Raw genomic sequence first — 22144 nt, 5'->3', positions numbered from 1 at the left:
GAGGCTCCCAGCCAAATTGCGTTGGGGAAGCAACGCGTTCTAGCAATTTGGGTTCCTTGGCGGGCTAGATGGCTGGTACGTCCCAGACCTCGCCGGGCCGCAAGGCGCGAAAGCGCTGCCGCGGAATGCCTTGATCGTCGAGCGCCTCGGTCAATTTCCGGGCCGGCTCGTCGATCGGTTCGTCGGTGAGCTGGAAGGTGCCCCAGTGGCAGCCGGCGGCATAAGCGGCGTTGCACAGTTGCATGCCGTGCACGGCCTCTTCCGGATTCTGATGCTGCGGCGCCATGAACCAGCGCGGCTCATAGGCGCCGATCGGCAGGATGGCGAAACGGAAACCGCCATGCTTTTCAGCCATCAGCTGGTAGTTGATGCCATCGTGGAAGCCGGTGTCGCCGGCGAAATAGACGTTGCCATCCGGCGTCTCGATGACGAAGCCGGCCCACAGCGCCATGCGCCGGTCGCGGGCGCCACGCGCCGACCAGTGGTGCACCGGTTCGACATGGACGGCGACGCGGTCGCCTATCTCGACCCTGTCGCCCCAGTCATGCGCCGACAGCCGCATACCGGGAACTGCATCGGCAATCAGCGCATCGTTGCCGAGCGGGGTGATCACCAGCGGGTCGTGACTGGCCTTCAGCCGCTTCAGCGTGGCGAGGTCGAGATGGTCGTAATGGTTGTGGCTGACCAGGACGAGGTCGATCGGCGGCAGGTCGGCGAAGGCGATGCCTGGCGGGTTGATCCGTTTCGGTCCGGCAAAGGAGAGTGGCGATACACGCGGCGACCAGACCGGATCGGTGAGGATGTTCAGGCCCGCGGTCTGGATCAGCAAGGTGGAATGACCGACCATGGTCACTTGCAGTGCTGCGCCTTCGATCCGTGTCGCCGGTTTTATCTGCAGAAAGGGGTTCGGTGTGGGCGTCGGCCATTTCGAGCGCTTGCCGCTCAACTGCCATTTCAGCAGGTCGGCGAAACGGCCGGGTGGCTGGCCGTCGGGATTGAAGAACAAGGTGCCGTCGAAATGATCGCTGGGCGGGCCGCTGTAGTAGCGGTTGGCAGCCCTCTTTCTCGCGGCCAATTTTGCAGCTCCAGCAGGTTTCGGTTTCCAAGAGATAGGACCAATGCCGGCCGGCGCAAGCATTTGGCTTGCCGGGCGCTTGGGCTGGGTACGGTGTGGCCAGATCCCGAAGGCTGGACCGACAGGCGACCGGTGACGCCGGGATTGCGATAAATTTGCAACAAATTTTGCCGCAAACCGTATTTTAACCATATCGGGTTGAAATTTCGCCACCTTCTCCATCTTGGTGGGGGTGAGATTGTACGGACGGCGCCCCCCAGCCGAATCCGACGGAGGTTGGAATGATTTTTTCGAAAAGCGGCCTGGTGGCCGTATCGCTGGCGGCGCTCGTTGCGAGCGGCTGTTCGACCTCACGGTTCTCGTCGATGGACGACCAGCAGCCGGCACCGCTGCAGCCGGCACCGGCCGGCCAGGTGACCGCCAACCAGCTGCCGCCGCCGGCAGCACCGGGCGCCACCGACCCGTCGAAATTCCCGACCGCGCCTGGGAATACGCAGGTTGCGTCCTTGCCGCCGGACGGCTCGGCGCCCGCCGGCGCCGCGGATCTGACCGCGGCCAGCGTCGCCGGTGTCTGGAATGCCAGCGTTTCGGGCCAGAGCTGCAAGGTGGCGACCCCGCAGACCAAGTTCGGCGCCGGCTTCCGCGCCGGGCCGTTGCACTGCCCGGCACCGATCGACGGCATCAAGTCGTGGAATGTCGCCGGCAAGCAGCTGACGCTCTATGACGAAAATGGCGGCGCGCTGGCGCGGCTCTATTCGTCGGGCGGCTCGAAATTCGACGGCCAGACTTCCAACGGCCAGGCGATTTCGCTTACAAGGTAGGCGACCGCCCCTTATTGGTTCTTACGCAATCCGGACGGAAAACCGCTACACACCTTTCCTGGGATTGCTCGACAACGACGTGACCGATGCATCTGCGTGACGGCCTCCAGACCCATGCGACCGTCAGGCAGCGCTACGACCATCTGGTGGAAACCGGCGCCATCGAACGCGATCCGGCGCAGGAACGGATCGCCGCCGCGCTGGACCGGCTGACCGACGAGATTTCGGCCAAGCGGCTGGCGCACAAGTCCAGCGCGCTTGGCTGGCTGTTCGCCCGCAAGCGCGAGACGCATGAGGCCGTCAAAGGCCTCTACATCCATGGCGGGGTCGGCCGCGGCAAGACCATGCTGATGGACATGTTCTTCGAGTTGCTGTCGGTGCGGCGCAAGCGCCGCGTCCATTTCAACGACTTCATGGCCGATGTGCAGGACCGCATCCAGAAGCACCGGCAGGCGCGCAGGGATGGCACGGTCAAGGAGGACGACCCGATTCCGCCGGTGGCCAAGGCGCTTGCCGAGCAGGCCTGGGTGCTGTGCTTCGACGAGTTCTCGGTCACCGACATTGCCGATGCGATGATCCTGTCGCGGCTGTTTTCGGCGCTGTTTGCCAGCGGCGTGGTGCTGGTCGCCACCTCGAACGTGGCGCCGGAGAATCTCTATGGTGACGGCCTGAACCGCCAGCTTTTCCTGCCTTTCATCGGCATCCTGGAGCGGCATGCGCGGGTGCTGTCGCTCGACGCCGACAAGGACTACCGGCTGGAGAAGCTCGTCCGCACGCCGGTCTATGTCACGCCGGCCGATGCGACGGCCGACGAGATGCTCGACGAGGCCTGGCAAACCATGACGCACGGCGTGCCGACGGCCGAGACCTCGCTGACCCTCAAGGGACGGCAGGTGGTCGTGCCGGCTGCCGCCGGCGACGCGGCGCGGTTTTCCTTCGCCGATCTCTGCGAAAAGCCGCTTGGCGCCCGCGATTTCCTGGCAATCGCCGGCCGCTTCTCGACCATCTTCATCGATCACGTCCCGGTGCTCGGTGAAGGCAAGCGCAACGAGGCCAAGCGCTTCATCCTGTTGATCGACACGCTCTACGATCATCATGCGCGGCTGGTGGTCAGCGCCGCGGCCCCGCCGCCGCAGCTCTATCAAGCCAAACGCGGGGTCGAGGTCTTCGAGTTCGAACGCACGGCATCACGCCTGATCGAGATGCAAAGCCGCGACTGGCTGGAGGATTGGGCGGAACGGCGCAAGGCGAGGGCAGCGCCAGAGGCAGAGCAGGCACGGGCCTGAGATAGTTCTTCGGAAGGTCGCGATCCCTGCCCCTCCTCTGTCTCGCCGGCGCCAAAGATCTAAAGCGCATACAGATACATCACGAAATCTTCCGCCGGCCCATGCGGCTCCTTGCGCGACTCATAGAGCGCGCGGGCAGGCACATTGCCCGGCTCGGTGCCGACCCAGGCCCCCTCGCAGCCATGCTCGCGGCCAATCGCAAACATCGCGTCGAGCATGTCTCGCGCGATGCCCTGGCGCTGGAAGGCCGGCGAAACGCCGACCTCGTCTATATAGAGCTCGCTGACCTTGTCGGGGTGGCGGTGGATGACGGCGGCGCATTGCCCGACGACCACGCCGCCGGCGAGCGCCACGATCATGAAATGGCCAGGTTCGTGGAGATAGGCTGCCAGCCGATCCGGCATGACCGGCTCGTCGAAGACGTCCTCGGCGACCTGCATCACAAGGGCGTCATCGCCCGGAAATAGCCTTCGGATTTCCATCTTCATTGTGTAAATTCCCTCAAGTCGGCTTACAAGCTTTGACGTTTACGTAAATCCCAATCTATCTAACCGATTGAAAATGCTAGCTCCGAAATAATCGATTGAATTTATCTTGCACCAAGGCTATTTGGTGCGGCGAAAATCCGCGGGTTCCTCGCAGCATTCCGGCCTCTTCCTCGACGCCGCCAACCAAGTCGCCAAGGACTTGGGCGCCGTCACTGACAAAGGGAAAACATCCTGACATGGCACGCAACAAGATAGCGCTTATCGGCTCTGGCATGATCGGCGGCACGCTCGCCCACATGATCGGTCTCAAGGACCTCGGCGACGTCGTGCTGTTCGATATTGCCGAGGGTATCCCGCAAGGCAAGGGGCTGGATATCGCGCAGTCGTCGCCGGTCGATGGCTTCGACAGCCGTCTCACCGGCGTCAACGATTATGCCGGCATCGAGGGTGCCGACGTCTGCATCGTCACCGCCGGCGTGCCGCGCAAGCCGGGCATGAGCCGCGACGACCTGCTCGGCATCAATCTCAAAGTCATGGAACAGGTCGGCGCCGGCCTGAAGAAGTATGCGCCGAAGGCCTTCGTCATCTGCATCACCAACCCGCTCGACGCCATGGTCTGGGCGCTGCAGAAGTTCTCGGGCCTGCCCAAGAGCCATGTTGTCGGCATGGCCGGCGTGCTCGACAGTTCGCGCTTCCGCTATTTCCTGGCCGAGGAATTCAAGGTCTCGGTCGAGGACGTCACCGCCTTCGTGCTCGGCGGCCATGGCGATTCCATGGTGCCGATGATCCGCTATTCGACGGTTTCCGGCATCCCGCTGCCCGACCTGATCAAGATGGGCTGGACGTCGAAGGAAAAGCTCGACCAGATCGTCCAGCGCACCCGCGACGGCGGCGCCGAGATCGTCGGCCTGCTCAAGACCGGCTCGGCCTATTACGCACCGGCCGCCTCGGCGATCTCGATGGCGGAAGCCTATCTCAAGGACAAGAAGCGCGTGCTGCCGTGCGCGGCGTATCTTTCCGGCCAGTATGGCGTCAAGAACACCTATGTCGGCGTTCCGGTGGTGATCGGCGCCAGCGGCGTCGAGCGCATCATCGAGATCGACCTCAACAAGAGCGAGCAGAAGATGTTCGACGCTTCGGTGGCGACGGTGCAGGGCCTGACCGAGGCCTGCGTCAAGATCGCGCCGCAGCTCGCCTCGAAGTAACCCCCAGCAGTCGACCCGGAGACATCGAAGATGAACATCCATGAGTATCAGGGCAAGGCGCTGCTGAAGAGCTTTGGCGCGCCGGTGGCCGAAGGCGTGCCGGTGTTCAAGGCGAGCGAGGCGGGAGCCGCCGCCAAGGCGCTGCCGGGCCCGCTCTATGTGGTGAAGAGCCAGATCCATGCCGGCGGCCGTGGCAAGGGCAAGTTCAAGGAACTCGGCCCTGATGCCAAGGGTGGCGTCAGGCTGGCGAAGTCGGTGGCCGACGTGGTCGCCAACGCCAACGAAATGCTTGGCCATACGCTGGTGACCAAGCAGACCGGCCCGGCCGGCAAGCAGGTCAACCGCCTCTACATCGAAGACGGCGCCGACATCGAGCGCGAACTCTATCTGTCGATCCTGGTCGACCGCTCGGTCGGCCGCGTTGCCTTCGTCGTCTCGACCGAAGGCGGCATGGACATCGAGGCGGTCGCGCACGACACGCCGGAAAAGATCATCACCGTCGCCATCGACCCGGAAAAGGGCGTCACAGCGGCCGATCTAAAGGCGCTCAACGGCGCGCTGAAGCTCGACGGCGACGCCGGCCGGGATGGCGATACGCTGTTCCCGATCCTCTACAAGGCCTTTGTCGAGAAGGACATGAGCCTGCTCGAGGTCAACCCGCTGATCGTCATGAAGAACGGCCGGCTGCGCGTGCTCGACGCAAAAGTGTCGTTCGACAACAACGCGCTGTTCCGCCACCCCGATGTGCTCGAACTGCGCGACACCACCGAAGAGGACGAGAAGGAGATCGAGGCGTCGAAATACGACCTCGCCTATGTCGCGCTCGACGGCAATATCGGCTGCATGGTCAACGGCGCCGGCCTCGCCATGGCGACGATGGACATCATCAAGCTCTATGGCGCCGAACCGGCCAACTTCCTCGATGTCGGCGGCGGCGCGTCCAAGGAGAAGGTGACGGCGGCGTTCAAGATCATCACCAAGGATCCGGCGGTCAAGGGCATCCTGATCAACATCTTCGGCGGCATCATGAAGTGCGACATCATTGCCGAGGGCGTGATTGCCGCGGTCAAGGAAGTCGGCCTGGAAGTGCCGCTGGTGGTGCGCCTGGAAGGCACCAACGCCGAGCTTGGCAAGAAGATCATCAACGACAGCGGCCTCAACGTGGTGTCGGCCGATGACCTCGACGACGCGGCCAAGAAAATCGTGGCGGCGGTGAAGGGCTGAGGAACCAGGAGGTTGTCTAGCTTCCCCCTCCACTGGGAAGAAGAGGTTCAGAGTCTTGATCAGTTGCCTGACCGCTGCCCCTATTCGGTCGAAGAAATCGAACAGTACCTTTGGTGGTGCCACTATCATTGGATGCTGGACGAAAAACCGATGCACTACAAAGTGCAGGGCGTTGTCGCGGAGCGGACCGAGAATGACCGGCGTTTCTGGCTCTATCAGGTGTCAGATGAGACTGAACGTGAGTGGTATGTTGTCGTCGGAGCAGGAAAGAGCCCACTCGAACCTGCGATGAAAATGAGGGGTTGGATGTATGGCAAAGAGAATGTTCTTGGACATACCCCCGACCTTTTCTTGAGTGACGAGATCAATGAACAGCATGCTGCAGATGCCCGTTGACGGAAAAGGAATGAAGCTGTGCCTCCGCGCAAGATAAACCTGGTCGAGGCGGCGGACGCGAAGATCAACAAGGTCTTCGATCCGCATATTGCCGGCGACGTCAACGACAGCCAGGCGAAAGTCGCCAAGTTCGGCGAGGTCTTCGACTGGCATGCGCATGACAATGAGGACGAAGCCTTCCTCGTGCTGCGCGGCCGCATCGCCATCGATTTCCGCGACGGCCCGGTCGAGCTCGGCGAGGGCGACTTCATGGTCGTGCCGCGCGGCGTGGAGCACCGGCCGCGTTCGCTCAGCAAGGAACCGGTGGTGCTGATGTTCGAGCCCGCGACGACGCTCAACACGGGCAACGCCAAGAGCGACCTCACCGTCGCCGATTTGAAGCGGCTCTGACCATGAACGCGGCCTCCTTCTCTTCGCTCTCGTCCGACCACCAGCGCCTGCAAGCGCTGGTCGGCACTTGGCGTGGCGAGGAAGATGTGGCGGCCACGCAATGGACAGATGCCGGCACAGCGACGGCCGAAGCAGCTGCCGTGGCTGAATTTGGCGGCCTGTTCGTGGTGCAGCGCTATCGCCAGCGCCGCGACGGCACGGTGTCGTTCGGCGCGCACAGCGTGTTCGGCTTCGACCAGCAAAGCAGCGTCGTAACCATGCATCAATTCGACTCGATGGGCTTTGTGCCGACCGTACCGGCTACAGGCACCTGGGATGGCAATACGCTGACGCTGCTGCGCTCGTCGCCGCGCGGGTCGGCCCGGGTGACCTACGATTTCGACAGCAATGACAGTTACCGCATGCGACTGCAGTTCCAACCGGCCGGCAGCGATGTCTGGCAAGACATGGTGAGCGGCGTCTACAGCCGTGTCTCACCTTCCTCGATCAACGATTTCTAAGAAAAAGGGCCACCATGTCCATTCTCGTCGACAAGAACACCAGGGTGCTTGTGCAAGGCCTGACCGGCAAGACCGGTACGTTCCACACAGAACAGGCGCTGGCCTATCACGGCACCAAGATGGTCGGCGGTATCCATCCCAAGAAGGGTGGCGAGACCTGGACCGGCTCGAAGGGCGAGAGCCTACCGATCTTCGCCACCGTCGCCGAGGGCAAGGAAAAGACCGGCGCCAACGCTTCGGTCGTCTATGTGCCGCCGGCGGGCGCCGCCGAAGCGATCCTGGAAGCGATCGAGGCCGAGATCCCGCTGATCATCTGCATCACCGAAGGCATTCCGGTGATGGACATGATCAAGGTCAAGGCGCGGCTCGACCGCTCGACCTCGCGGCTGATCGGCCCGAACTGCCCGGGCGTGCTCACCCCCAACGAATGCAAGATCGGCATCATGCCGGGAAACATCTTCCGCAAGGGCTCGGTCGGCGTTGTTTCGCGCTCGGGAACACTTACCTATGAGGCTGTGTTCCAGACCACCAATGTCGGCCTCGGCCAGACCACCGCCGTCGGCATTGGCGGCGACCCTGTCAAGGGCACCGAATTCATCGACGTGCTCGAGATGTTCCTCGCCGATGACGAGACCAAGTCGATCATCATGATCGGCGAGATCGGCGGTTCGGCCGAGGAAGACGCTGCGCAGTTCCTCAAGGACGAAGCCAAGCGTGGCCGCAAAAAGCCGATGGCCGGCTTCATCGCCGGGCGTACGGCGCCGGCCGGCCGCACCATGGGTCATGCAGGCGCGGTCATCTCCGGCGGCAAGGGCGGCGCCGAGGACAAGATCGCGGCGATGGAATCGGCCGGGATAAAAGTTTCGCCCTCGCCGGCCCGGCTGGGCACGACGCTGGTCGAGGCGATCAAGGGTTAAGTGAGTAGCGAGTAGTGAATAGCGGATAGGAAACGGAGTAACGGCGCGACCTGGGGAAAATCCCTACTCGCTATTCGCTACTCACTATTCGCTCTGACAAGGAGACGAAGCCAAGGCTTCGATAGAGACATGGCAAGACAAGATCAGGCCAACGACCAATTTTCGCTCACCTCTTTCCTCTATGGCGGCAACGCCGACTATATCGACGCGCTCTACGCCGCCTATGAGGACGATCCAGCCTCGGTCAATCCCGAATGGCAGGAGTTCTTCGCCGGGCTGAAGGACGACGCCGGCGATGTGCGCAAGAACGCCAAGGGCGCCTCCTGGGCGAAGCCCTCGTGGCCGCTGCAGGCCAATGGCGAACTGGTGTCGGCGCTCGACGGCAACTGGGGCATCGTCGAGAAGCATCTGGAAAAGAAGGTCAAGGATAAGGCGGTCACCAACGGCATCATCCTGTCCGACGCCGACGTGCACCAGGCGACGCGCGATTCGGTGCGCGCCATCATGATGATCCGCGCCTACCGCATGCGCGGCCATCTGCACGCCAATCTCGACCCGCTCGGCATCGCCAAGCCGCTCGAGGACTACAACGAATTGTCGCCGGAGAATTACGGCTTTACCGCCGCCGACTACGACCGGCCGATCTTCCTCGACAATGTGCTCGGGCTCGAATTCGGCACCATCCGGCAGATGCTGGAGATCCTGACGCGCACCTATTGCTCGACGCTGGGCGTCGAGTTCATGCATATTTCCGATCCCGAGGAAAAGGCCTGGATCCAGGCGCGCATCGAGGGCGCCGACAAGGAAATCTCTTTCACCGCCACCGGCAAGAAGGCGATCCTGCAGAAGCTGGTCGAGGCCGAAGGCTTCGAGCAGTTCATCGACGTCAAGTACAAGGGCACCAAGCGCTTCGGCCTTGATGGCAGTGAATCGCTGATCCCGGCGCTGGAGCAGATCGTCAAGCGCGGCGGCCAGCTCGGCATGAAAGAGATCGTGCTTGGCATGGCGCATCGCGGCCGGCTGAACGTGCTCTCCCAGGTGATGGCCAAGCCGCACCGCGCCATCTTCCACGAGTTCAAGGGCGGTTCGGCTGCTCCCGACGAGGTCGAAGGTTCGGGCGACGTCAAGTACCATCTCGGCGCCTCGTCGGACCGCGAGTTCGACGGCAACAAGGTGCATCTGTCCTTGACCGCCAATCCCTCGCACCTGGAAATCGTCGATCCGGTGGTGATGGGCAAGGCGCGCGCCAAGCAGGACTATCTGTTCGGCCGCAGCCGCGAGGAAATCGTGCCGCTGGAAGAGCGCGCAAAGGTGCTGCCGCTGCTGCTGCACGGCGATGCCGCCTTCGCCGGCCAGGGCGTGATCGCCGAAATCCTCGGCCTGTCGGGCCTGCGCGGCCACCGCGTTGCCGGCACGCTGCATTTCATCATCAACAACCAGATCGGCTTCACCACCAATCCGCGGTTCTCGCGCTCGTCGCCCTATCCGTCTGATGTGGCCAAGATGATCGAAGCGCCAATCTTCCACGTCAATGGCGACGATCCGGAAGCCGTGGTGCATGCCACCAAGGTGGCGATCGAATTTCGCATGAAGTTCCACAAGCCGGTCGTGGTCGACATGTTCTGCTACCGCCGCTTCGGCCACAATGAGGGCGACGAACCGGCCTTCACCCAGCCGATCATGTACCGCAACATCCGCACCCACAAGACGACGGTGCAGATCTATGGCGACCGGCTGATCGCCGAGGGCCACATCACCCAGGCCGAACTCGACCAGCTGAAGGCCGACTGGCGGGCGCATCTGGAATCCGAGTGGGAAGTCGGCCAGAGCTACAAGCCCAACAAGGCCGACTGGCTGGACGGCGCCTGGTCGGGCCTGCGCACGGCCGACAACCAGGACGAACAGCGGCGCGGCAAGACCGCCGTGCCTGTCAAGACGCTGAAGGAAGTCGGCAAGAAGCTGACCGAGGTGCCGAAGGATTTCGAGGCGCACAAGACGATCATCCGCTTCCTCGAGAACCGCCGCCAGGCGATAGAGTCCGGCGAAGGCATCGACTGGTCGACGGCCGAGGCGCTGGCCTTCGGCGCCATCCTGCTCGACGGCAATCCGATCCGCCTGTCGGGCCAGGATTCCGAACGCGGCACCTTCTCGCAGCGGCATTCCGTGCTCTACGACCAGCGCGACGAGACCCGCTACATCCCGCTCAACAATCTCTCGGCGGCGCAGGCCGGCTACGAAGTCATCAACTCGATGTTGTCGGAAGAAGCGGTGCTGGGCTTCGAATATGGCTACAGCCTGGCCGAGCCGAAGGCGCTGACCTTGTGGGAGGCGCAGTTCGGCGATTTCGCCAACGGCGCCCAGGTGGTGTTCGACCAGTTCATCTCGTCGGGCGAGCGCAAGTGGCTCAGAATGTCGGGCCTCGTCTGCCTGTTACCGCATGGCTACGAAGGCCAGGGCCCGGAGCATTCCTCGGCCCGGCTCGAGCGCTTCCTGCAGCTTTGCGCCGAAGACAACATGCAAGTGGCGAACTGCACGACGCCGGCTAACTATTTCCACATCCTGCGCCGGCAGTTGAAGCGCGACTTCCGCAAGCCGCTGATCCTGATGACGCCGAAGTCGCTGCTGCGCCACAAGCGGGCGGTGTCGACGCTGCCGGAAATCTCGGGAGAAAGCTCGTTCCACCGGCTGTTGTGGGACGATGCCCAGCTGCTTCCCAACCAGGCGATCAAGCTCACCAAGGATTCGAAGATCCGCCGCGTCGTGCTGTGCTCGGGCAAGGTCTATTACGACCTCTACGAGGAGCGCGAGAAGCGCGGCATCAACGACATCTACCTGCTGCGCGTCGAACAGCTCTATCCGTTCCCGGCCAAGGCGCTGATTACGGAACTGTCGCGTTTCCGCAATGCAGAGATGGTGTGGTGCCAGGAAGAGCCCAAGAACATGGGCGCCTGGTCGTTCATCGACCCGTATCTGGAATGGGTGCTGGCGCATATCGATGCCAAGCATCAGCGGGTGCGCTACACCGGCCGCCCGGCGGCCGCCTCGCCGGCGACCGGACTGATGTCGAAGCACCTTGCCCAGCTCGCCGCCTTGCTCGAAGACGCGCTCGGTGAATAGAAGAGCCTCGGGTGAATAGAACAGATCTGGGCGAATAACTCAGGAAGAAACGGACAGGCACAATGGCTACCGAAATCCGCGTTCCCACGCTCGGCGAATCCGTCACCGAAGCGACCGTCGGCAAATGGTTCAAGAAGGTCGGCGACACGATCGCCGCCGATGAACCGCTGGTCGAGCTCGAGACCGACAAGGTGACGGTGGAGGTGCCTGCCGCCGCCGCCGGTACGCTGGGCGAAATCACCGTCAAGGAAGGTGAGACGGTCGGCGTCGGCGCGCTGCTGGGTTCGATTTCGGCGGGTGGCGATGCCGCCGCCCCGGCGACCAAGCCACAGGCGGTGTCGCAGGCCTCGTCGCCGGATGCGGCATCGACCGGCAAGCAGGCAGCAGCCGAGACCGCCAAGATCGCCGGCGACGCCGGCGCGGTCGAGCCGCGCACCATGCCGCCGGCGCCGGCCGCGGCCAAACTGATCGCCGAGAACAATCTCGCCGTCGACCAGCTCTCGGGTTCCGGCAAGCGCGGCCAGGTGCTGAAGGGCGACGTGCTCGACGCGATCTCCAAGGGTGCGCCGTCGCAGCCGGCCGAGACCCCCAGGGCAGCGCCGGCGCCGGTTGCGGTGCGAGCGCCATCCTCGGGCGACGACGCGTCGCGCGAGGAGCGCGTGCGCATGACCAAATTGCGCCAGACCATCGCGCGCCGGCTCAAGGAAGCGCAGTCGACCGCCGCCATGCTGACCACCTTCAACGAGGTCGACATGAACGCGGTGATGGCGCTCAGGACCAAGTACAAGGACGTGTTCGAGAAGAAGCACGGCGTGAAGCTTGGCTTCATGGGCTTCTTCACTAAGGCCGTCACCCACGCCTTGAAGGAAATCCCCTCGGTCAATGCCGAGATCGACAGCACCGACATCATCTTCAAGAACTATGCCCATATCGGCGTCGCCGTCGGCACCGAAAAGGGCCTGGTTGTGCCGGTCGTGCGCGATGCCGATCAGATGTCGATCGCCGAGATCGAGAAGGAGATCGGCCGCCTGGGCATCGCCGCGCGCGATGGCAAGCTGTCGGTCGCCGACATGCAGGGCGGCACGTTTACGATTTCCAACGGTGGCGTCTACGGGTCGCTGATGTCGACGCCGATCCTCAACGCGCCGCAGTCGGGCATTTTGGGCATGCACAAGATCCAGGACCGGCCGGTGGTGGTCGGTGGCCAGATCGTGATCCGGCCGATGATGTATCTGGCGCTCAGCTACGATCACCGCATCGTCGACGGCAAGGAAGCGGTGACCTTCCTGGTCCGCGTCAAGGAAAGCCTGGAGGATCCGGAACGGCTGGTTCTGGATCTGTGAGCGGAGTTGATCCGCAATGAGCGGCTGGCTGGAGCAGTTGGGGTTCAAGCTGGGCCGTGGGCTACGGATTTTACGGCGTGAGCCTTGGACCTCTATGTCCACGCGGGCGGTGGTGTCGGCCGAATGGGATCCGGCGCAGGCGAGCAGCAATCTCGGCCTCTTCGACCTGAGCGATACGCAAATGGCGGAGCGCGAGATAACCGTCACGGTGATCGGCGAGCTGGATTTGCCAACAGGCGAAATTATCGCCTGCGATCCCCTGACTACCGGAACTGACTGGCCAGCGTTAAGCCGCAAGGTCAGACCAGGGCGCTACCCGGTATCGTTGCTTGAGGCACAAGGCCGTGTTGCTGCAGGAGTCCTGCGCTTCCGGCCCGGCAGGCCGTCTCGCTGGGAGCTGGCAACCTTGCCCGATCAGGATGCATCGACCCTGAAGGGCGACGAGGTATTTGGATATCCCGTCGATGCCGGTCTTGGTTCGTTCATGGACAAGATGGCAATGGCGTTGATGTCCGAGCAGCAGGACAAGCTTGAAGCCAAGCAGAATTACTATGACGACGTCCTGGCGGCCGAGTTTGCGCCCAACCAGGATCGGTTCGCGATGCATCACCCCGTTGTCGGCAATCCCCTCAACATTGCGATGTTCTGGAGCGGCTGGGGTGACGGAATCTATCCATCGTTCTGGGGCCTCAGCGCGGCTGGCGAGCCGCTGCTGCTGATGACCGACTTTGAAGTGCTTGAAAACGCCGATGGCCGCGAGAGCCAGTAGGTCGCCGCGATGCAAAGCCCCCTGTCGTCCGCCATCGCATGCCTAGCGGGATCTCTGGCTGTTTTGTTCACCGGCTCCGCCACAATCGCAGCCTGCCCGATCGAACTCGCCGTCTATGGCGAGGCGCAAAGCGGCAGTGAGATCGATTTTAGCCCGACCGGCACCTCAGCGACCGTCACCAACAGCTTCCGGATGATCCTCGACAACAATGTGGCGCTGAACGGCATCGTCATGTGGAACGAGGGCGTGTCGCGGCCGAACGGCGTGCTGATGTACAAATGCCCCGAGGGCGACGTCACCGGCGAGGAGCTCGCCGCCTGTACGGCCTGGCACGGCGTCATCTACACGTCGGACGACAAGGGCAGCATCGGCCTGCTGCCGGCCGAAGGCGTCGAGGCGCCGAAGACGCTGATCCTGCCGGATCTTGGGCAGTCGTTGCGTCAGTCCTCGGCCTATGGCGGCAATGGATTTTCGAAAGTGCCGTGGGATGTGTTTGCCTTGAAGGGGTGCCAGGAATGACCGATACGCAAAAGGTGCTGTTGGTCACCGGCGGCAGCCGCGGCATCGGCGCCGCGATCTGCCGGCTCGGCTCGAAGGCCGGCTACCGCGTCGCGGTCAACTACGCTGCGAATAAGGACGCCGCAGATGCGCTGGTCGCAGAGATCCAGGCCGCCGGCGGCGACGCTCTTGCCGTCAAGGGCGACGTCGGCGTCGAGGCCGATATCGTTGCCATGTTCGGTGCCATCGACCGCGCCTATGGCCGGCTCGATGCCTTCGTCAACAATGCCGGCATCGTCGACGCCAAGGCTCGCGTCGACGAGATGGATTTTTCGCGGCTGGAGCGCATGATGCGCATCAATGTCGTTGGTTCGTTCCTCTGCGCCCGCGAGGCGGTGAAGCGCATGTCGACTCGCCACGGCGGCAAGGGCGGCGCCATCGTCAACATCTCGTCGGCTGCAGCGGTGCTTGGCGCCGCGGACAACTATGTCGACTATGCCGCCTCCAAGGGCGCCATTGACACGTTCACCATCGGGCTCGCCCGCGAGGTGGCACTGGAAGGCATCCGCGTCAATGCGGTGCGCCCGGGCATCATCGATACGGACATCCATGCCTCCGGCGGACAGCCGGACCGGGTGACACTCATCCAGGATACGCTTCCGATGAAAAGAGCCGGAACGGCTGATGAAGTCGCTGGTGCGGTTCTCTATCTTTTATCCGACGCCGCGTCCTATACGACGGGCGCGATCCTGAATGTAAGCGGCGGCCGCTGAGCCCCAATCAAGAAGGACAGTATCATGGCTTATGACGTCGTTATCATCGGATCGGGACCGGGCGGCTATGTCTGCGCCATCAAGGCGGCGCAGCTCGGGCTGAAGACGGCGGTGGTCGAGAAGAACGCGACCTTCGGCGGCACCTGCCTCAACATCGGCTGCATTCCGTCCAAGGCGCTGCTTTATGCCTCCGAGATGTTCGCCGAGGCGGGCCATTCCTTCGACACGCTCGGTGTTGAGATCGCCGCGCCGAAATTGAACCTGAAGAAGATGATGGCGCACAAGGACGCGACAGTGGCGTCGAACGTCAACGGCGTCGCCTTCCTGTTCAAGAAGAACAAGATCGACAGCTTCCGCGGCACCGGCAAGGTGATCGCCGCGGGCAAAGTCTCGGTGACCGGCGAGGACGGCAAGGTCGAGGAGATCGAGACCAAGAACATCGTCATCGCCACCGGTTCGGATGTCGCCGGCATTCCCGGCGTCAAGGTCGACATCGACGAGAAGGTGATCGTGTCGTCGACCGGCGCGCTGTCGCTGGAGAAAGTGCCCGGTCATCTGGTGGTGGTCGGCGGCGGTGTCATCGGCCTCGAGCTCGGCTCTGTATGGGCGCGGCTTGGCGCCAAGGTCACCGTCGTCGAATTCCTCGACACCATACTGGGCGGTATGGACGGCGAGGTCTCCAAGCAGTTCCAGCGAATGCTGTCGAAGCAGGGTTTCGAGTTCAAGCTCGGCGCCAAGGTCACCGGTGTCGCCAAGGCCAAGAAGGGCGCGACCGTCACCTTCGAGCCGGTCAAGGGTGGCGCTGCCGAGACCATCGAGGCCGACGCGGTGCTGATCGCCACCGGGCGCCGCGCCTATTCCGACACTCTCGGGCTCAAGGAAGCCGGCGTCGAGGTCGACGAGCGTGGCCGGGTCACGACCGATGGCCATCTCAGAACCAACGTGCCCGGCATCTACGCCATTGGCGATGTCATCGCCGGGCCGATGCTGGCACACAAGGCGGAGGACGAGGGCGTGGCGGTGGCGGAAACCATCGCCGGCCAGGCCGGCCACGTGAACTATGACGTCATTCCGAGTGTCGTCTACACCAGTCCGGAAATCGCCTCGGTCGGCAAGACCGAGGAGGAATTGAAGAAGGCCGGCATCGAGTACAAGGCGGGGAAATTCCCGTTCACCGCCAATGGCCGGGCGCGCGCGATGCTGCACACCGACGGTTTCGTCAAGATCCTCGCCGACAAGGCAAGCGACCGCGTGCTTGGTGTTCATATTGTCGGCTTCGGCGCCGGCGAGATGATCCACGAGGCGGCGGTGCTGATGGAATTCGGCGGCTCGTCCGAGGATCTTGCCCGCACCTGCCATGCACACCCGACGATGTCGGAAGCGGTCAAGGAGGCGGCGCTGGCGACCTTCTTCAAGCCGATCCACATATAAAGGCCTTTCATAAACTCTACTCCGGCGGCCATCTGGTGAGCTTTTCTCCGCTTCCGGTGCTCACGGACCCAAACGTCCGCTGCGCTCCGGTTCTCGAAAACCACACCAGCTGACTCACCGGAGCGAGTTTCTGGAAAGGCCTTTAAGGCGGCCCCACACAAAGCAAAACGGCCCGCCTTTTGGCGGGCCGTTCGTATTTGATATCGAGCCTGATCAGTTGGCCGGTGCGGCAGGAGCCGGCGCAGGCGCTGGAGCCGGTGCGGGCGCTGGGGCAGGCGCCGCGGGAGCGGGCGCGGCCGGAGCCGGTTCGGCTGGCTTCATAGGTTCTGCAGGAGCCGGCGCAGGTGCCGGTGTGCTGGCCGCCGGCGCCTCGGCAGGTGCCGGATGCTCACCGCCGCTTCTTCCGAAAACATAATACGCGACAACCGCCAGAATAACGACGACCAGAACAATCAGCCAGGTGCTGCCACCGCCGCTTGGGCGAGGAGCGTTGGTGGACGAATTGAACGGGTCGTTTGGATTCGGTGTGTTCGCCATAAAAGTGTCCTCCGTGGATGAAAAACATCAAACAACAGCCATCAACGCGTTACCGTCGAATGGGTTTCACACTAGTCGAGGAAAACGCCGAGAACGCGACGCCCGGATCCTCCACCACCATGCGGCGACTCAGTTGACAGCGGTGACAGTATAGCCGGCTTTGCGGAAATCCTCGACCAGGCCTTCGGGACCCGGAAGGTGGAGGGCGCCGACTGCCATGAAGGCATTGCCCCTGGCAAGGATCGGCTGGGCATGATCTACCATCACCTTGTTGCGGCTGGTGATCATGGTTTCCTCGAACGCGGCATAGCCGGCGGGGTCGTCCTGCTCGTCAGGCATGGCCGCACGGAACAGCGGCCAGAACATGCCGGTGTCGCCGCGCTGGTAGAGAACGATCATGGTTTCGTTGATGTCGTTGACCTTGTCGCCCAGCTTCAGCGTGTCGACCAGCCCCTTCATGTGAAAGGCCAGTGGCAAAGAGGCCATGGCGCGCAACTGGCTGGCAGCTGTTTCCAGTCCCTCGACCGGCTTGCCGGCGGCCTTGGCACCTTCCGCCAGCTTGACGTCGAGCACCGGGGCGCCGCCGGACTGGCGGGCGAGTTCGCAAGCCGGAAGCGCCATCATGGCCGAGAGCATCCACGGCTTCATCTTGGCGACGGTCGCCGGCGGGATGCCGCGCGCGTCGAGTGCGGCATTCATGGCCGCCGCATCGTCGGGCGACAGCAATGACGACAGCGTCGTGGAGTCGGTGAACATCATCAGGTCCGGCTCCTTGAGCATCGCCGCCATCATCTGCTGCTTATCGAGCACGTCGGTGGTTTCGATGACGATGGTGGCGGCGGCGTCATAGGCCTTCTGCGCGGCCGGCGGCAGCGCGGTGACGCGCGGGTCGGTCATGTGCATGGTGCCGAACAGGAAGGACGGCTTTTCGCCCGGCTTCTCCAGCTTCCACAGCAGGCCCTTGCCGTTCGGAGTGGCGGCGGCTTCAGTCTCGATCTTCTGATAGGCCGACGGATCGCTCTTCTGCAAGGCAGACAGCATGTCGGCGCCGGTGCAGGTGGGGATCTCGGCATGCGCCCTGCCGGCCGCAAGCAGCAAGACGGCAAGGAACGACAGGAAAAACAGGACATTGAGCGCGACAAGCAGCTTCAGCGACACCGAAGCTGCACGGTCGGCGATGGCGATGACGCGTTTCATGACGCTGTCTTCATGTTTGACCATGACCTTTTCCGAAAACCGGGTCCCACTTTTCGGGATCATGGTCAGGTCTAGGCGCAAAAAGCGGCAAAACGGTTAATCGGCACTGCAAAATTGTCTTTGACCGGTCCTAGCTACTCGGCGCAGGCGTTTTGAATTCTGGTCCGCGGCATTCTTCGGCTGAGATCGCGGCATGGATCCCAGGGTCTTCGCGACGCCGCTGCGCGGCTGCTTCGCCCAGGGATGACGAAATGATCATGCCCTTGGGTGAGCAGACTCATAAATTTCGAGCAGCCTGGCAGTGTCGACGCCGGTGTAGATCTGCGTCGTCGACAGGCTGGCGTGGCCTAGGAGCTCCTGGATGGTGCGCAAATCGCCACCGCGGCCGAGCAGATGCGTGGCGAAGGAATGGCGCAGAGCGTGCGGCGTCGCGGTATCGGGCAGGTTGAGCGCCGAGCGCATCTTGGCCATGTCGCGCTGGACTATGGCCGGGTTGAGCGGGCCGCCGCGCGCGCCGCGAAACAAAAGGCCCTTCGGGTCGAGATGATAGGGGCAGAGCCGGCGGTATTCGGCGATCGCTCGCAGCGCCACCGGCAGCACCGGCACCAGCCGCGTCTTGCCGCCCTTGCCGGTGACGCGCAGCACGGTGTCGGTCGCCAATGCCAGATCGGCGGCGGCGAGGCCGAGCGCCTCGGAAATGCGCAGGCCTGAGCCATAGAGCAGCGTCAGCACGGCTGCGTTGCGGGCGGCGATCCACGGCTCTTCCGCCAGTTGGCCTTCGACGGAAACGACATGCTTGGCATCGCTTGCCGTCAGTGGCTTGGGCAGCGATTTGGGCTGGCGCGGCGCGCGCAAGGCTGCCGCACCGGCCGCGTTGACGAGGCCGCGCCGTTCGAGGAACCGCAACAGCGAGCGGATGCCCGCCAGTCCGCGCCCAAGCGTGCGGGCGCCGACGCCGGCGTTGCGGCGCGCGGCGAGGAAGCCGCGCAGATCGGCTGGGCGCAGATTGGCGATGTCCGAAATGCCGGGCGAGCCGCCACAATGGCCGGTGAGGAAATGCAGGAACTGCCGCGTGTCGCGCTCATAGGCCTCGACGGTCTCCGCCGACAGCCGGCGCTCGCGCGCCAGCATCTTCAGCCAGCTTTCACGCGCCGCCTGGAGGTCGGGTTTTGCCGGGATGAGGAATTCCTGCATGGTGTGCTTCCAATCTTGCTTCATGCGTGCCGTTGTCCCCAAACTGGAGCCACCTTTGGGCGACATGCATTTGTCTTCATGCATGTCGTCATCCCAAAACCGGTTCCCACTTTTGGGCGACATGCATCAGCCGCCATTTTCCGGCAGCCGGGTTAGGAAGCGGTGAAGAGTCATGTCATTGAAATGACAATCCGGGAGCGTTAGAGCAAAGCCAAAGGATATCGCGCCATGAGCAAGCCCCAGAACCCCGTCCAGATGGCCGTGATCGGCGCCGCCCACGGCATCAAGGGCGAATTGCGGGTGAAGACCTTCACCGGTGAGCCGTTGGCGCTGGCCGATTATGGGCCGCTCTATGCCAGGGACGGCCGCGCCTTCCAGATCATCGACATCAGGCCCGCCAACACCGTCGTCGTTGTCCGCTTCAAGGGTGTTGCCGACCGCAACGCCGCCGAGGCGCTCGCCGGCACCGAACTGTTCGTCGACCGCTCGATGCTGCCCGACGATGGCGAGGAGGACGAATTCTACCATGCCGACCTGGTCGGTCTGGAGGTCCGGGACGATGCCGGTGCTGTGATCGGCAAGGTCGTCGCCGTGCACAATTTCGGCGGTGGCGACATTCTCGATGTGACATTGGGCGGGCGCAAGGGCGTGCTGATCCCGTTCACGCAGGCCGCGGTGCCTGATGTGTCGATCGCCGAGGGCTTTGTCCGCGTCGACCCGGCGGCGGCAGGGCTGCTCGAGGACGAGGATGGCGATGCGCCGCGCGAGGAAGACTTCGACCCGAAGGGCAGGCCGCGCGGACCGCGGGACGCCGGGGGCAACCGGTGACGTTCAAAGCCTCGGTGCTGACGCTTTATCCCGAGATGTTTCCGGGCGCGCTCGGGCTATCGCTGGCCGGCCGGGCGCTGGAAGGTGGCACATGGTCGCTGGAAGCGATCCAGATCCGCGACTTCGCCACCGACCGCCACCGCACCGTCGACGACACGCCGGCCGGCGGCGGTGCCGGCATGGTGATGCGCGCCGATGTTTTGGCCAGGGCCATCGACCATGCTTCGCCCGAGGGCGACGCGCGGCCGCGGCTGCTGATGAGCCCGCGCGGCAGGCCGCTGACGCAGGCGCGCGTGCGCGAACTCGCCGCCGGGCCGGGCGCTGTGATCCTGTGCGGACGCTTCGAGGGCGTCGACCAGCGGCTGATCGAGGCGCGCGGATTGGAAGAGGTTTCGATCGGCGATTTCATCCTCTCTGGCGGTGAGCCGGCGGCCCTTGTGCTGCTCGACGCTGTGGTGCGGCTGTTGCCCGGCGTCATGGGCAATGCCGTGTCGGGCGAAGAGGAGAGTTTCGAGAATGGCCTGCTCGAACACCCTCATTACACGCGGCCGCAGGAATTCGAGGGGCGCGAGATTCCCGAGGTGCTGATATCAGGCAATCACAAGAAGATCGCCGCCTGGCGGCGGGCGGAGTCCGAGGCGCTGACGAAAGAGCGGCGGCCGGATTTGTTGGAAAACGACCAGGCCGACAATGGCTGAGATTGCCCAGAGTTCAGCGTCGCTAAGATTCTTCGGCGATGATCTCGACCCCGCCGAACTCACAAGACTTTTAGCTGGACAACCGACCTATGCAGTTCGGAAAGGGGATATTCATACGCATCCCCCAAACCAACCACCCCGCATAGCGCTGAACGGACTCTGGAGGCTCTCGTCGGGATGCGACAAAGGCGACCAACTCGATCACCAGATCGCAAGTATCTTGAAGACGCTCACGTCAGACGTCGCGGTTTGGGCCGATCTCGTGCGGCGGTTCAAGGTCGACATGTTCTGCGGCGTCTGGCTCGATCAGGTAAATCAGGGCTTGGGATTGACCCCATCGACGCTGAAGTTACTGGGTGAGCGAGGCATAAAGCTCGACCTCGACATCTACCGCCGACCCAGAGGTCATTCCGATTTTCGAAACCAGATTGATCCGGCTCACCCCTTAGCGAAATAGTAAAACGCCAGGAACAGGCCGACGGCGACGACGAAGCCGCGCACCGCGTTCTGCGGCACGCGCTTGGCGATCCAGACGCCGGCATAGCCGCCCAGCGCGCCGCCCGGGATCATGATGATCGCCTGCAGCCAGGCGACAACGCCGCCCGAGACGAAGACGACGATCGCCACCGCGGCGATGACAATGGCCAGCATGTTCTTCAGCGCGTTCAGCCGGTGATAGTCGCCGGCTTGCGTGAGGCCGAGCGTCGCCAGCATCATGACGCCCATGCCGGCGCCGAAGAAGCCGCCATAGATGGCGGTGATGAACTGCGCCAATGAACCGGTCAGCGTGCCCACCGCAGCTTCGTGCCCCGGCTTCGGCGCCGGTTTCAGCCACGGCCCGGCGGCAAACAGGGCCGTTGCGCCCAGCAGCAGCCATGGCACCAGGACGCGGAACGACGGATTGTCGAGCGCCAGCAAGATCAGCGCGCCAGCCAGCGCGCCGACCGCCGAGATCAGGCAGAGAAGCAATGCGCCACGCCAGAAGTGGCGGATGTCATCCCAGTAGGCGAGCGTCGAGGTGATGTAGCCGGGAAACTGCGTCACCGAGGAGGTGGCGTTGGCGACGATCGGCGGCAGGCCGACCAATGTCATGGCGCCGAAGGTGATGAAAGTGCCGCCACCGGCGACCGCATTGGCGGCGCCTGACAGAAAGCCCGCCAGGAAAAGCAGGATGGCGTCGAAGATAGACATGTAAGGCCGCCGCGAAAAACTGTGCTGCGCCCGGCTTAGGAAGCCTGGCATACGGACGCAACCCGGCACCGGAAGGTTATGATGGTGCCATGCAGGCAAAAAAGACTCGGGGTCAGGCGTGACAAAGCGCTGAAATAGCTGTATGTGCCCGCCCGTACCGGCAAGAAAAACTCTGCCGGACCCGTCAACAATGACGGTGTAGTCGCCCCTGCCCGATGTCTTGGACACCGATGTCTTCGATAACGGGCATAGCCGAGCGGTCATTG

General features: G+C 63.4%; 22 protein-coding genes. 17 read left to right on the top strand and 5 right to left on the bottom strand.

The window, feature by feature from the left end; translation table 11 throughout:
- Positions 1-64: 64 nt before the first annotated feature.
- Positions 65-1075, bottom strand: a complete 1011-nt coding sequence (locus AC1D0I_RS00790; protein WP_477392426.1) for an MBL fold metallo-hydrolase — start codon at positions 1073-1075, stop codon at positions 65-67.
- Between the two features lie 281 nt (positions 1076-1356).
- Here AC1D0I_RS00790 and AC1D0I_RS00785 point away from each other — a divergent pair, with 281 nt between their 5' ends.
- Together AC1D0I_RS00785 and zapE are read left to right on the top strand one after the other, a co-directional pair.
- The gene (locus tag AC1D0I_RS00785; protein WP_184872609.1) at positions 1357-1896 is read left to right on the top strand and encodes a protease inhibitor Inh/omp19 family protein; all 540 of its coding nucleotides are present in this window, start codon (positions 1357-1359) and stop codon (positions 1894-1896) included.
- Between the two features lie 86 nt (positions 1897-1982).
- The gene (gene zapE, locus AC1D0I_RS00780; RefSeq protein ID WP_477392424.1) at positions 1983-3182 is read left to right on the top strand and encodes a cell division protein ZapE; all 1200 of its coding nucleotides are present in this window, start codon (positions 1983-1985) and stop codon (positions 3180-3182) included.
- 59 nt (positions 3183-3241) lie between these two features.
- Here zapE and AC1D0I_RS00775 read toward each other — a convergent pair whose 3' ends face one another.
- Positions 3242-3670, bottom strand: coding sequence for an N-acetyltransferase family protein (locus AC1D0I_RS00775; protein ID WP_477392422.1), 429 nt, complete (start codon positions 3668-3670; stop codon positions 3242-3244).
- Between the two features lie 236 nt (positions 3671-3906).
- Here AC1D0I_RS00775 and mdh point away from each other — a divergent pair, with 236 nt between their 5' ends.
- From mdh to lpdA, 12 genes are all read left to right on the top strand, one after another.
- On the top strand, positions 3907-4875 hold the full coding sequence (gene mdh / locus AC1D0I_RS00770; protein WP_477392420.1) for a malate dehydrogenase: 969 nt from the start codon (positions 3907-3909) through the stop codon (positions 4873-4875).
- Positions 4876-4905: 30 nt separating this feature from the next.
- A complete protein-coding gene (gene sucC, locus AC1D0I_RS00765; protein WP_477392418.1) occupies positions 4906-6099 on the top strand; it encodes an ADP-forming succinate--CoA ligase subunit beta in 1194 nt (397 codons plus the stop codon).
- Positions 6100-6111: 12 nt separating this feature from the next.
- Positions 6112-6495: a hypothetical protein gene (locus AC1D0I_RS00760; RefSeq protein WP_477392416.1), complete on the top strand. Its 384-nt coding sequence runs from the start codon at positions 6112-6114 to the stop codon at positions 6493-6495.
- An 18-nt stretch (positions 6496-6513) separates the two neighbouring features.
- Positions 6514-6885, top strand: a complete 372-nt coding sequence (locus AC1D0I_RS00755) for a cupin domain-containing protein (RefSeq protein ID WP_477305341.1) — start codon at positions 6514-6516, stop codon at positions 6883-6885.
- 2 nt (positions 6886-6887) lie between these two features.
- Complete coding sequence (locus AC1D0I_RS00750) at positions 6888-7385, top strand: DUF1579 family protein (protein ID WP_477392414.1); 498 nt, start codon at positions 6888-6890, stop codon at positions 7383-7385.
- A gap of 14 nt (positions 7386-7399) precedes the next feature.
- Positions 7400-8302, top strand: coding sequence for a succinate--CoA ligase subunit alpha (sucD, locus tag AC1D0I_RS00745; protein WP_477392412.1), 903 nt, complete (start codon positions 7400-7402; stop codon positions 8300-8302).
- A 129-nt stretch (positions 8303-8431) separates the two neighbouring features.
- Positions 8432-11419: a 2-oxoglutarate dehydrogenase E1 component gene (locus tag AC1D0I_RS00740; protein ID WP_477392410.1), complete on the top strand. Its 2988-nt coding sequence runs from the start codon at positions 8432-8434 to the stop codon at positions 11417-11419.
- 62 nt (positions 11420-11481) lie between these two features.
- The gene (gene odhB, locus AC1D0I_RS00735; protein WP_477392408.1) at positions 11482-12762 is read left to right on the top strand and encodes a 2-oxoglutarate dehydrogenase complex dihydrolipoyllysine-residue succinyltransferase; all 1281 of its coding nucleotides are present in this window, start codon (positions 11482-11484) and stop codon (positions 12760-12762) included.
- Positions 12763-12778: 16 nt separating this feature from the next.
- Complete coding sequence (locus AC1D0I_RS00730) at positions 12779-13531, top strand: DUF4241 domain-containing protein (RefSeq protein WP_477392406.1); 753 nt, start codon at positions 12779-12781, stop codon at positions 13529-13531.
- Positions 13532-13540: 9 nt separating this feature from the next.
- The gene (locus AC1D0I_RS00725) at positions 13541-14050 is read left to right on the top strand and encodes a hypothetical protein (protein ID WP_477392404.1); all 510 of its coding nucleotides are present in this window, start codon (positions 13541-13543) and stop codon (positions 14048-14050) included.
- Positions 14047-14802, top strand: a complete 756-nt coding sequence (locus AC1D0I_RS00720; RefSeq protein ID WP_477392402.1) for an SDR family oxidoreductase — start codon at positions 14047-14049, stop codon at positions 14800-14802. Before AC1D0I_RS00725 ends, AC1D0I_RS00720 begins: the two co-directional genes overlap by 4 nt.
- 24 nt (positions 14803-14826) lie before the next feature.
- Positions 14827-16233 carry a dihydrolipoyl dehydrogenase gene (lpdA, locus tag AC1D0I_RS00715; protein WP_477392400.1) on the top strand — a complete coding sequence of 469 codons (1407 nt, stop codon included), beginning with the start codon at positions 14827-14829 and terminating at the stop codon, positions 16231-16233.
- 666 nt (positions 16234-16899) lie between these two features.
- On the opposite strand, the gene AC1D0I_RS00710 is transcribed toward lpdA, so the two are convergent.
- Positions 16900-17967 carry a TraB/GumN family protein gene (locus AC1D0I_RS00710; protein ID WP_457150756.1) on the bottom strand — a complete coding sequence of 356 codons (1068 nt, stop codon included), beginning with the start codon at positions 17965-17967 and terminating at the stop codon, positions 16900-16902.
- A gap of 255 nt (positions 17968-18222) precedes the next feature.
- Positions 18223-19161: a tyrosine recombinase XerC gene (locus AC1D0I_RS00705; protein WP_477392823.1), complete on the bottom strand. Its 939-nt coding sequence runs from the start codon at positions 19159-19161 to the stop codon at positions 18223-18225.
- Positions 19162-19389: 228 nt separating this feature from the next.
- Here AC1D0I_RS00705 and rimM point away from each other — a divergent pair, with 228 nt between their 5' ends.
- The 3 genes from rimM to AC1D0I_RS00690 are packed head-to-tail and all read left to right on the top strand — an operon-like array spanning position 19390 to position 21144.
- Positions 19390-19989 carry a ribosome maturation factor RimM gene (gene rimM / locus AC1D0I_RS00700; protein ID WP_095084024.1) on the top strand — a complete coding sequence of 200 codons (600 nt, stop codon included), beginning with the start codon at positions 19390-19392 and terminating at the stop codon, positions 19987-19989.
- Complete coding sequence (gene trmD, locus AC1D0I_RS00695) at positions 19986-20687, top strand: tRNA (guanosine(37)-N1)-methyltransferase TrmD (protein WP_477392398.1); 702 nt, start codon at positions 19986-19988, stop codon at positions 20685-20687. The genes rimM and trmD overlap by 4 nt, the downstream gene beginning before the upstream one ends.
- Complete coding sequence (locus tag AC1D0I_RS00690) at positions 20680-21144, top strand: DUF4279 domain-containing protein (RefSeq protein WP_095084026.1); 465 nt, start codon at positions 20680-20682, stop codon at positions 21142-21144. Before trmD ends, AC1D0I_RS00690 begins: the two co-directional genes overlap by 8 nt.
- On the opposite strand, the gene AC1D0I_RS00685 is transcribed toward AC1D0I_RS00690, so the two are convergent.
- Complete coding sequence (locus AC1D0I_RS00685) at positions 21126-21878, bottom strand: sulfite exporter TauE/SafE family protein (RefSeq protein WP_477392396.1); 753 nt, start codon at positions 21876-21878, stop codon at positions 21126-21128. The two genes, AC1D0I_RS00690 and AC1D0I_RS00685, sit on opposite strands and share 19 nt — an antisense overlap.
- Positions 21879-22144: the final 266 nt, after the last annotated feature.

It is taken from the genome of Mesorhizobium sp. P2_D1 (assembly GCF_056404455.1).
This window is presented reverse-complemented; position numbering and strand designations above follow the sequence as displayed.

Coding starts and splice junctions, on each gene's coding strand:
- AC1D0I_RS00785 (WP_184872609.1), top strand. CDS start 1,357: ATGATTTTTTCGAAAAGCGGCCTGGTGGCCGTATCGCTGGCGGCGCTC.
- zapE (WP_477392424.1), top strand. CDS start 1,983: ATGCATCTGCGTGACGGCCTCCAGACCCATGCGACCGTCAGGCAGCGC.
- AC1D0I_RS00775 (WP_477392422.1), bottom strand. CDS start 3,670: ATGAAGATGGAAATCCGAAGGCTATTTCCGGGCGATGACGCCCTTGTG.
- mdh (WP_477392420.1), top strand. CDS start 3,907: ATGGCACGCAACAAGATAGCGCTTATCGGCTCTGGCATGATCGGCGGC.
- sucC (WP_477392418.1), top strand. CDS start 4,906: ATGAACATCCATGAGTATCAGGGCAAGGCGCTGCTGAAGAGCTTTGGC.
- AC1D0I_RS00750 (WP_477392414.1), top strand. CDS start 6,888: ATGAACGCGGCCTCCTTCTCTTCGCTCTCGTCCGACCACCAGCGCCTG.
- sucD (WP_477392412.1), top strand. CDS start 7,400: ATGTCCATTCTCGTCGACAAGAACACCAGGGTGCTTGTGCAAGGCCTG.
- AC1D0I_RS00740 (WP_477392410.1), top strand. CDS start 8,432: ATGGCAAGACAAGATCAGGCCAACGACCAATTTTCGCTCACCTCTTTC.
- odhB (WP_477392408.1), top strand. CDS start 11,482: ATGGCTACCGAAATCCGCGTTCCCACGCTCGGCGAATCCGTCACCGAA.
- AC1D0I_RS00730 (WP_477392406.1), top strand. CDS start 12,779: ATGAGCGGCTGGCTGGAGCAGTTGGGGTTCAAGCTGGGCCGTGGGCTA.
- AC1D0I_RS00725 (WP_477392404.1), top strand. CDS start 13,541: ATGCAAAGCCCCCTGTCGTCCGCCATCGCATGCCTAGCGGGATCTCTG.
- AC1D0I_RS00720 (WP_477392402.1), top strand. CDS start 14,047: ATGACCGATACGCAAAAGGTGCTGTTGGTCACCGGCGGCAGCCGCGGC.
- lpdA (WP_477392400.1), top strand. CDS start 14,827: ATGGCTTATGACGTCGTTATCATCGGATCGGGACCGGGCGGCTATGTC.
- AC1D0I_RS00710 (WP_457150756.1), bottom strand. CDS start 17,967: ATGAAACGCGTCATCGCCATCGCCGACCGTGCAGCTTCGGTGTCGCTG.
- AC1D0I_RS00705 (WP_477392823.1), bottom strand. CDS start 19,161: ATGCAGGAATTCCTCATCCCGGCAAAACCCGACCTCCAGGCGGCGCGT.
- rimM (WP_095084024.1), top strand. CDS start 19,390: ATGAGCAAGCCCCAGAACCCCGTCCAGATGGCCGTGATCGGCGCCGCC.
- AC1D0I_RS00690 (WP_095084026.1), top strand. CDS start 20,680: ATGGCTGAGATTGCCCAGAGTTCAGCGTCGCTAAGATTCTTCGGCGAT.
- AC1D0I_RS00685 (WP_477392396.1), bottom strand. CDS start 21,878: ATGTCTATCTTCGACGCCATCCTGCTTTTCCTGGCGGGCTTTCTGTCA.